The organism is Streptomyces sp. NPDC005202, from assembly GCF_040608235.1.
Classification (GTDB): Bacteria; Actinomycetota; Actinomycetes; order Streptomycetales; family Streptomycetaceae; genus Streptomyces.
The window spans coordinates 114,586-123,469 of record NZ_JBEXHW010000019.1 but is presented as its reverse complement, the minus strand read 5'-3'; the positions used below and the strand labels follow the sequence as shown (position 1 = coordinate 123,469).

The following is an 8,884-nucleotide window of genomic DNA, read 5'->3' as shown; positions in this document are numbered from 1 at the left end:
CGTCGGCCTACTCGATGACCATCACAGGATCATTCGGGAAGGTACGCCCTTCGCGTGTCTCCCCGACATCGATCCACAGGTCATGAGCATTGCTCTCCCCGGTCACGGACTGACCGGAACCTCGTACACGATCTCGCAGAGGCTGGCGGGAATGACGATGTCAGCCGTCTCGACGGGGCGCCCGTCGTCGCTGTAGTACGTCCGCTGAATGCCCGTGACAAGCGCGCCCCGCTGAATGCCGAGGAGCGTCGCCTCCTCGGCATTGGCCTGTCCGGGCTCGGGCCGCTCGACTGAGTGCGTGACCGTGATGCCGATTTCCGCCATGCGGTCGACGACACCTTTACCGGCGTGTGGCCCGCCCTCCGGCAGAACGATCTCCAGGCGGTACCCCGACCGCCCACACGGCCCGGTTCCCTCCTGCGCGAAGGAACCGGGCCGCTTCACGTCAAGGGAGGGTCTCCGCATCCACGCGCGAGAAGATCAAATCGCTCTCACCGACGACCCGCCCCCGCCACCGCACGGGAACGCTCGGCTCCCCCCTCAGGGCGATCGGGTAGCTCTCGGGGGCGTAGTCGTTGGCCAGCCGGTAGACGTGAAAGCCGGCATCCGCCATCGTCTTCAGCAGCTCATCTGCCGAGTCCCCGAGCTGAGCCATGCGATCGGGGGTCACCTCGACGGTGATCTCAGCGTCGGGCCTGAGCGTGTCGAGTATGGGCGCCAGCCCCCGGACAACCCCACCCTCGGCCCCTTCCACGTCGATCTTGATGATTCGGGCGTTCGCGATCTCCTCGGGGTCGAGCAGCTCCGGCAGCGGGAGGGCGTCGATGTCGAATGTGGACTCGGCGGGGCCTTGATACGGAACGATGCTGTTCGCCCCCATGTTGCGCGAGCTGGCCAGCGTGAAACTCAGCGTCTTGTGGCTGTCCGCGACAGCGGCGTTCACCGCCCGGATGTTGCGGCAGCCGTTGAGGCGGGCTTGCTGCAACAGCCGCTGGTGGAAGACGGGCGAGGCTTCGATCGCAACCACCCGCCCCTGGTCACCGACGAGCCGCGCACCGAGCACACTGAAGATCCCGACATTGGCCCCGACGTCGACGAAGGTGTCCCCCGGCCTGAGCCGCCGCTGCAGCCAGCTCGTCATGTGCGGCTCCCACGCCCCGAACAGATACACATACCGCTGGATCAGGTCCTGAGTGTCGACGGCGAACCGCGCGCCGAACCGAGTCTCAACGACCCTCCGCCGGGGGTGTTCCCGCAGGCGGGCATTGAGGTAGGCCGCGGCGAGCAGCGATTTGCCGAGCGACCCCGGAGCGTCACGCACGTACCGCCGCCCGAGCGTGACCAGGACCTCCGCAACGGGACTGCTCATCCGATGACCTCTCCGCCGGCTCCAGCGACACGGTAACGCGCGCCTTCCTCCGGCACCCACCGGGCGGCCGTAGTGGCCGCACTGTCCGGGGCATCAGGCTGCTGACCTGCTGAAATCAGCCGTATCGAAGCGGATTCTCGCGAGAGTTGCGGGGCTAACTCTCATGTGCTGCAGGCTGCGGGCCGAAACGCGGAACGGCCGCGTTCTCACCCCTCGCACCTGGGAGTTCTGCGTGAACGGTCAGATCGACAACCGCACCGCCCTGCTGCTGCTCGCGGGAGGCGCCAGCATGTACGTGGCCTTCCTCCACCCGACCGTCGGAACCGCGCTCATCGTGGGCCTGGCCGTGGTCGGCCTCCTCCACACCCTGCTGCGGTAACCGGGATGAAGAGGACCGGCGTCCGCGGCACCGGCTGGATGGACCGGTGCCGCGCGCGGTTCGGAGCGGCGGGCCCCGCCAAGGCCATCCTTGCGGGGGCGCCACCTCGCGAGCACGGCGAGGACGGGCTACTCGGTGATCCTGATGGCCTGGGAAGGACACTTCTCTGCCGCTTCTTGGACCCGTGGATCATCCCCGGAGTCCTCGCGGCCTGGAATGACAGTGCCGAATTCGTCCACGAAGGCAAACACTGACGGAACCCTGTGGGCGCACTCGGCGGAGCCGTAACAGAGGCTCGGGTCGACGGAAACCTTCATCTGCACTCCAAGTCGCGTCACGGTCACCGACCCCCTGATCGGCCCGACGGGTCGGTCAAACCTGATGGCGTTGATGACCTAACTGCCCGCCACCCACGTCGCCGAATCGGCCGCACCCTCCCCCACCCCTCACCCTTGATCGAAGGGCACCTCCGGCATCCGGATCGCGTTCCCCCGCAACAGCTTTACTCATTGGCCGATTCAGCCGCCATGACCCCTCAGCATGCCGATCACCGCATACGATGTCTCCGGTTTCAACGCATACACGCCCTCCGGGAACGTGAGGACATCGAACAGCCCAGCGTTGTGGCGACGCCGCCTGGGAAGGCGGACAAGTCATCGGCCTTTCTTGCCACATGCACGTCAGCGGACTGGGGGGACCGGCCATACACCGGGTGCGCAGGTGCCCCGCGCCAAGCGTCCGCGGACGTGCGGCAGCCTTCGCGTTGAGAGCGCCACGGCCCAGCAACCTGCCGAAGCCGCGAGTTGCACCTCTTGACTGCCTACTTCTCACTGCTGTTGGCGGAGAGCCAGTAAACAACCCTGCGAACGGTGACCTCGTCGAGCCGATCGACGATTGCCTGGACAGCCGCCCAGTCGTCTGGCCCCAGGTCATAGATACCCGCCTTGCTCAAGCCGGCCATGAGCACCTGGTGCAGACGGTCGGTCATGCGTTCCGCGAGCTTGCTTGACTCTTTGGAGCTCCCAGAAGGTGGGTGGGGCGGTGCGGTTGCGGCTGTGGGGAAGGACATGTCGAAGCGATGCCACGCGCCGTCCTTCGGCCCCCACAGAGTGGCTGTCACATCAGCTCCGCGCGCCCGCATGGTCTGGGCCATCTCACCGAGTGCGTATTGCACGGGATCGCGATGGGGCGACTCCGCGGCAGCCCGCCAAGAGGTCGTGGACGGCTGGTAGAACATCGCGACCCATCGCGGAGTACCCGCCGGCTGCGGACTCTGAGGGTGCGTCTCCACTTCACTCACCACTGGACTCGCTCCTTCGGACGCGAACGGCAGGCCGACCATAGCTGACGAGTCGTCAGACATCCAGGCGCAGGCAGTAGTACATCAGGTCGACTGCAAGGCCCGACTCCTCCTGTCCGTCCTGGCCGCCAAGGACGACGAGCTCCAGCGGCTCCGCCGCGAGCTGAGTACGTTCAGCCGTACGCTCCCCGCTCCGGTCACGGATCAAGGGCAGGGGGACGACGTCAAGGGCGTCGTCCCCCTGCCCCGCCGCTGATGCAGAGTGATCAGCAAGGCCGATACCCAAAAGGATCAGGTGGGGTTGGGAGACTTTGTCCGTGTCCGCTCTGGCCAGGTCTGCTCCGGCTTACGTCCCCCACCCGCTCAGGCCCTGAGGCATCCGCTACTCGTCCCACGTCAACACGTCTCGTCAGCAGTCGAGTGGGACGAGTCGAAACAGATGAGAGAACTCGTCTCACGGTGTCCGCGAGGGCCTCGGTCAGCTGCCGACGTAGGCCGCGAGGTGCTCGCCGGTGAGGGTGGAGCGGGCGGCGACGAGGTCGGCGGGTGTGCCCTCGAAGACGATCCGGCCGCCGTCGTGACCGGCGCCGGGGCCGAGGTCGATGATCCAGTCGGCGTGCGCCATGACCGCCTGGTGGTGCTCGACGACGATGACCGACTTGCCGGAGTCGACGAGCCGGTCGAGCAGGCCGAGCAGCTGCTCGACGTCGGCGAGGTGGAGGCCGGCGGTCGGCTCGTCGAGGACGTAGACGCCGCCCTTCTCGGCCATGTGGGTGGCCAGCTTGAGCCGCTGCCGCTCGCCGCCGGACAGCGTGGTGAGCGGCTGGCCGAGGCTGAGGTAGCCGAGCCCGACGTCGGCGAGCCAGCCGAGGATGCGGTGCGCGGCCGGCGTGCGCGCCTCGCCGGCGCCGAAGAACTCCTCGGCCTCGGTCACCGACATCGCGAGCACCTCGCTGATGTCGCGGCCGCCGAGGTGGTATTCCAGCACCGATGCCTGGAACCGCTTCCCCTCGCACTCCTCGCAGGTGGTGGCGACGCCGGCCATCATCGCCAGGTCGGTGTAGATGACGCCGGCGCCGTTGCAGTTGGGGCAGGCGCCCTCGGAGTTGGCGCTGAACAGCGCCGGCTTCACGCCGTTGGCCTTCGCGAACGCCTTGCGGATCGGGTCGAGCAGTCCGGTGTATGTCGCCGGGTTGCTCCGTCGCGAGCCGCGGATCGCGCCCTGGTCGATCGACACCACAGCCGCGCCGGCGGGGATCGACCCGTGCACGAGCGAGCTCTTGCCGGAGCCGGCGACGCCGGTGACGACGACAAGCACCCCGAGCGGGATGTCGACGTCGACGTCGCGCAGGTTGTTCGCCGTCGCGCCGCGGATCTCCAGCGTGCCGGTGGGCTTCCGCACCGTCTCCTTGAGGGCGGCCCGGTCGTCGAGATGGCGACCGGTGATGGTGCCGCTGGCCCGCAGCCCCTCGACGGTGCCCTCGAAGCAGACGGTGCCGCCCGCCGTACCGGCGCCGGGGCCGAGGTCGACGACGTGGTCGGCGATCGCGATCACCTCCGGCTTGTGCTCCACGACGAGCACCGTGTTGCCCTTGTCCCGCAGCCGCAGCAGCAGGTCGTTCATCCGCTGGATGTCATGGGGGTGCAGGCCCGTGGTGGGCTCGTCGAAGACGTAGGTGACGTCGGTGAGTGAGGAGCCGAGGTGGCGGATCATCTTGACGCGCTGCGCCTCGCCGCCCGACAGCGTGCCCGACGGCCGGTCGAGCGAGAGGTAGCCCAGCCCGATCTCCACGAACGAGTCGAGGGTCTGCTGCAGCGTGGCGAGCAGCGGCGTCACCGACGGCTCGTCGAGGCCGCGGACCCATTCGGCCAGGTCGCTGATCTGCATCGCGCAGGCGTCGGCGATGTTGATCCCCTTGATCTTCGACGACCGGGCAGCCTCGCTGAGCCGGGTGCCGCCGCACTCGGGGCAAGCGGTGAAGGTGACCGCCCGGTCCACGAACGCCCGGATATGCGGCTGCAGCGCCTCCCGGTCCTTGGAGAGGAACGACTTCTGGACCTTGGGGATCAGCCCCTCGTAGGTGAGGTTGATGCCGTTGACCTTCACCTTGGTCGGCTCGCGGTGGAGGAAGTCGTGCAGCTCGGTCTCGGTGTAGTCGCGGATCGGCTTGTTCGGGTCGAGAAAGCCCGACTCGGTGAAGATCCGCACTGTCCAATGGCCGTCCGCCTTGTAGCCGGGGATGGTGATCGCGCCCTCAGCGAGCGACTTGGAGTCGTCGAAGAGCTGGGTGAGGTCGATATCGGAGACCGTGCCCCGGCCTTCGCAGCGCGTACACATGCCGCCGGTGCGGGTGTAGGTCCGTTTCACGGCCTTGGTCTTGTCGGCACCGCGGTCGACCGTGAACGCACCGCTCGCCCGGACCGAGGCGACGTTGAAGGAGAACGCGCTGGGCGGGCCGATGTGCGGCTTCCCGAGCCGGCTGAAGAGGATGCGCAGCATCGCGTTGGCGTCGGTGGCGGTGCCGACCGTGGAGCGGGGGTCGGCGCCCATCCGCTGCTGGTCGACGGTGATCACGGTGGTCAGCCCGTCGAGGACGTCGACCTCGGGCCGCGCCAGCGTCGGCATGAAGCCCTGCACGAAGGCGCTGTAGGTCTCGTTGATCAGCCGCTGCGACTCCACGGCGATCGTGTCGAACACCAGCGAGCTCTTGCCCGAGCCGGAGACACCGGTGAACACCGTCAGCCGGCGCTTCGGGATCTCGACGCTGACGTCCTTGAGGTTGTTCTCGCGCGCGCCGTGCACGCGGATCAATTCGTGGCTGTCGGCAACGTGCAACGCAGGCGACTGCGTGTCCGTCCTCGTGGCCATGCTCATCGTGTCTCCATCTGTTAGTCGGGGCCGCCTTCGCGGTCTCCGTCGGCGTCCCCTGGCTCGATCTGACCAGCTTCGAGCGTGACGTCTGGTTTTCCTTCGTCGGCGCGGTCGCGGCAACGGCCGCTGTCTCCCTGATCGGCGGTGTCGGCCGGGGTGGCCCGACGCCCGTCCGGCTGACGCCGGCCGGGGTCGCGCTCGGCGCAAGAACCAAGGCATCCACGCCGCTTCGGCCCGTGGAGCCTCTGGGCCCCGGCCACGCGGCGCGCCCGGCCGAGGCGTCAGACCAACCAGCGGCCGTCGCGCATCAGCTCGCGGGCGGGCAGCTCGTTCACCCCGCGCCAAGCCTGGATGCGGCGCGGGGAGATGCGGAACCAGCGGTACGGCGTGGCCGGCGCACGCGGGTCGAAGCCGGTGTGCGCGACGAACCGGTCACCCCGCTCCTGCGGCAGCGCGTCGATCTCGAGGACCTCGACTTCGCCCTCGATCATGGACACGTCGCGGGTGTGGCCCAGCCCCAGCCGAACGGGGTGGCGGCCAGGTTCCTGCCGGTCGGGTTGTCCGTCGGCGTGGCCGTCAGCAGCGCCTCGCCGTCCCAGTCGAAAGACAGCGGCACCAGGTACGGCGCACCGTCCGCCGAGGCACTGGCCACCCGGACGTCTTTGTCGTGGGTGAGCCGATGCTCGGTGTCGCGACGACGCTGAGCGCGCGAGCGGGGGTCGGCACTCATCGGTCCTGAAGCAGCCCGAGGACATTGCCATCGGGGTCGGTGACGGTGGCCACCAGGCGGCCGCCACCGACGTCGCGCGCGGGCTCCTTCACGGTGGCACCCGCGGCGGTCACCTCGGCCAGCTTCGCCTCGATGTCCGGCACGTGCCAGTAGGCCACCGGCGAGGTCATGCCCTGCGGTCCACCGCCCGGCACCAGCCCGATGTGCTGGCCCGCGGCCTCGAAGCCGACGTAGTAGGGCTCGTCGGTCTGCGGCGGTACGCCGAGCAGGGCGGCGTACACCGCCTTGGCCGTCGCCAGGTCGGACACGGGATGCAGCACGGTCTTGATTCCCTGGGTGGAAGAGCCGGTCATGGTCACTCCTGAAGTCGTGGGTCACATCTACCCGGTATGTCTTGTCGAGCTTAAAGACGAACGGGAAGCCCTAAATCGACGTGCCGGGCTGGTCGGCGGGGCCGACCGTGATCCAGCGCATCCCGCCGTATGCGACGTCGTTGCGGACCTCGAAGCCGAGGGTGTCGCGACAGAAGGCCAGGGATGCGTCCGGCTCGTCGTGCGGGAGGAAGGTCGGGTGAATCGTGATGTCCATGGCGGTCACGCTAGCTGCGGCTCCGTGACCCGCGCTTCTCGAATCCTGATCGGTCTGGTCACCTGTTTCGCCACGCACGACGGCATCTCCGCCGTCGCGCGCGCCGCGTGGCGCCGGTAGGTGCTGGGCGGCATACCGACCGGGTCGGTGAAGCGACTGCTGAAGGTGCCCAGCGACGAGCAGCCGACCGCGAAACAGACCTCGGTGACGCTGAGGTCGCCACGACGCAGCAGCGCCATCGCGCGCTCGATGCGCCGCGTCATGGGGTAGCCGTACGGCGACTCGCCGTAGGCGAGCCGGAACTCGCGGCTGAGGTGCCCGGCCGACATGTGCGCGCCGCGGGCGAGCGCCTCGACGTCCAGCGGCTGCGCGTACTCCCGGTCGATCCGGTCGCGGACCCGGCGCAGCCCTGTCCGTAGAAGCCGGTGATCGCCATGCGCAGCGGTGATCGCGGCCCAGCTCGTCACCTTCTTCATGATCAGATTCATCCGGTTCGCCTGCACTGACACGTTGGTCTCCATCACCGAGGCCACCAGGTCGCGCAGCGACTCCGTCCAGTACAGGCGAGTACGGTCCGAGGAGCTTCCGCGGGGGATCGGATGTGCCTGATGGATCCCGTCCGGCAGGAGCCAAAGCCTGCTCACGCGCACGTCCCGGGGCCTCGGAGCGGCGTAGAGTGAAAGTACCGTGAGTACTTCGCGCACCGGCCGCCATGCCGGTGTCGTTTCCGGCGGAGCGACAACACCGGGACGTCGAAGACCAGCCCCGGGGACAGGTCCGCGCCATGACCGCGACCATCGATCGTGCGATCAGCAAAGAGCGTCTGCCCTCAGCGTCGGCCCGGCTGTCCCTCACTCCGACGGGCTCGGCTCCAGGTCTCCTGGACGGTGCATGGTGGCCCCGCTCCCGCGATCTCCTCCGGGAGATCCCCGCTCTGACCGACGTGCTGGACGCGCGCTGGGGTCGGATCACCCGCGTCACCGTGAACCCGGCCCACTGGCCTGTCATCCCGCGCAAGGTGCCTGTCACCGGGCACACGGTGCACGTCGGCTGGTTCGCCGACGAGCAGGACCCGAACAAACTGCTCCTCCTCTCCTACACGGTGGGCCGTTGGGACTTGTTGGTGATCCCGCCGGAGACGGAGCCTGCTGCCGCCGCCCGGCTGATGGCGGCAGCAGCCGTTCCGGGAAGCCTCCGCACCGCCAGCGATCTGATGGCCGGCGAGGCCATGAGCCACGACGCGACAGAGGCTCGGAGCCGGGAAGAGGAATGGGAGACCGATGGCGGAGCCGCTTCGGCGGCCGGGACCGCGATCGGGTTCTTGAGTTCCGCCCGGAGGGGGTGAGGACGTGGAGACAGTCGTCACCGTCGCCGTGATCATCGTGCTGATCATCGCGGGAATGATCCTGATCCACCGGCTCAACACGCAGCATGACGAAAGGATCGCGGTGTTCCGCTACGGCGACGCCCTACCGGGAATCGGTCGGTGGACCCGGAAGAGCCCACGTGCGACCGGGCCGGAGGGATCTCTCGCCGACGGCACACGCCGCGAGCCCGACGCCACACGCCGCGAGCCCGACGCCACACGCCGTGAGCATCGAGAGGGAAGCCGTTGATGATGCAGACCTGCTTCTGGCCGGGGGCGG

The 8,884-nt window shown here is 68.5% G+C and carries 9 protein-coding genes and 3 pseudogenes; 3 read left to right on the top strand and 9 right to left on the bottom strand.

Annotated elements, in window-relative coordinates:
* Positions 1 to 102 precede the first annotated feature (102 nt).
* Together ABZV31_RS24940 and ABZV31_RS24935 are read right to left on the bottom strand one after the other, a co-directional pair.
* Positions 103 to 375 (bottom strand): annotated as a pseudogene (locus tag ABZV31_RS24940) (UTRA domain-containing protein); the annotation flags it as partial.
* A 70-nt stretch (positions 376 to 445) separates the two neighbouring features.
* Positions 446 to 1,369: an FkbM family methyltransferase gene (locus ABZV31_RS24935; RefSeq protein WP_355897746.1), complete on the bottom strand. Its 924-nt coding sequence runs from the start codon at positions 1,367 to 1,369 to the stop codon at positions 446 to 448.
* A 232-nt stretch (positions 1,370 to 1,601) separates the two neighbouring features.
* Between ABZV31_RS24935 and ABZV31_RS24930 the strand changes: the two genes are divergently transcribed.
* Positions 1,602 to 1,748 (top strand): hypothetical protein, encoded by a 147-nt coding sequence (locus ABZV31_RS24930; protein ID WP_355897744.1) that lies wholly within the window; start codon positions 1,602 to 1,604, stop codon positions 1,746 to 1,748.
* A 128-nt stretch (positions 1,749 to 1,876) separates the two neighbouring features.
* Here the strand turns inward: ABZV31_RS24930 and ABZV31_RS24925 are convergent, their stop codons facing one another.
* The 7 genes and pseudogenes from ABZV31_RS24925 to ABZV31_RS24895 form a co-directional block, all read right to left on the bottom strand.
* Positions 1,877 to 2,065, bottom strand: a complete 189-nt coding sequence (locus ABZV31_RS24925) for a ferredoxin (RefSeq protein WP_355897742.1) — start codon at positions 2,063 to 2,065, stop codon at positions 1,877 to 1,879.
* Positions 2,066 to 2,568: 503 nt separating this feature from the next.
* Positions 2,569 to 2,736: a hypothetical protein gene (locus ABZV31_RS24920; RefSeq protein ID WP_355897739.1), complete on the bottom strand. Its 168-nt coding sequence runs from the start codon at positions 2,734 to 2,736 to the stop codon at positions 2,569 to 2,571.
* A 790-nt stretch (positions 2,737 to 3,526) separates the two neighbouring features.
* Complete coding sequence (locus ABZV31_RS24915; protein WP_355897737.1) at positions 3,527 to 5,923, bottom strand: excinuclease ABC subunit UvrA; 2,397 nt, start codon at positions 5,921 to 5,923, stop codon at positions 3,527 to 3,529.
* 278 nt (positions 5,924 to 6,201) lie between these two features.
* Positions 6,202 to 6,650 (bottom strand): annotated as a pseudogene (locus ABZV31_RS24910) (pyridoxamine 5'-phosphate oxidase family protein).
* Complete coding sequence (locus tag ABZV31_RS24905) at positions 6,647 to 7,003, bottom strand: VOC family protein (RefSeq protein ID WP_355897735.1); 357 nt, start codon at positions 7,001 to 7,003, stop codon at positions 6,647 to 6,649. Before ABZV31_RS24905 ends, ABZV31_RS24910 begins: the two are co-directional and overlap by 4 nt.
* A gap of 73 nt (positions 7,004 to 7,076) precedes the next feature.
* Positions 7,077 to 7,238: pseudogene (locus tag ABZV31_RS24900) on the bottom strand (VOC family protein); the annotation flags it as partial.
* A gap of 5 nt (positions 7,239 to 7,243) precedes the next feature.
* A complete protein-coding gene (locus ABZV31_RS24895; protein ID WP_355897734.1) occupies positions 7,244 to 7,759 on the bottom strand; it encodes a helix-turn-helix domain-containing protein in 516 nt (171 codons plus the stop codon).
* Positions 7,760 to 8,022: 263 nt separating this feature from the next.
* Here ABZV31_RS24895 and ABZV31_RS24890 point away from each other — a divergent pair, with 263 nt between their 5' ends.
* Both ABZV31_RS24890 and ABZV31_RS24885 read left to right on the top strand, forming a co-directional pair.
* Positions 8,023 to 8,583 (top strand): DUF5994 family protein, encoded by a 561-nt coding sequence (locus tag ABZV31_RS24890; protein WP_355897731.1) that lies wholly within the window; start codon positions 8,023 to 8,025, stop codon positions 8,581 to 8,583.
* 28 nt (positions 8,584 to 8,611) lie between these two features.
* Positions 8,612 to 8,854: a hypothetical protein gene (locus ABZV31_RS24885; protein ID WP_355897728.1), complete on the top strand. Its 243-nt coding sequence runs from the start codon at positions 8,612 to 8,614 to the stop codon at positions 8,852 to 8,854.
* Positions 8,855 to 8,884: the final 30 nt, after the last annotated feature.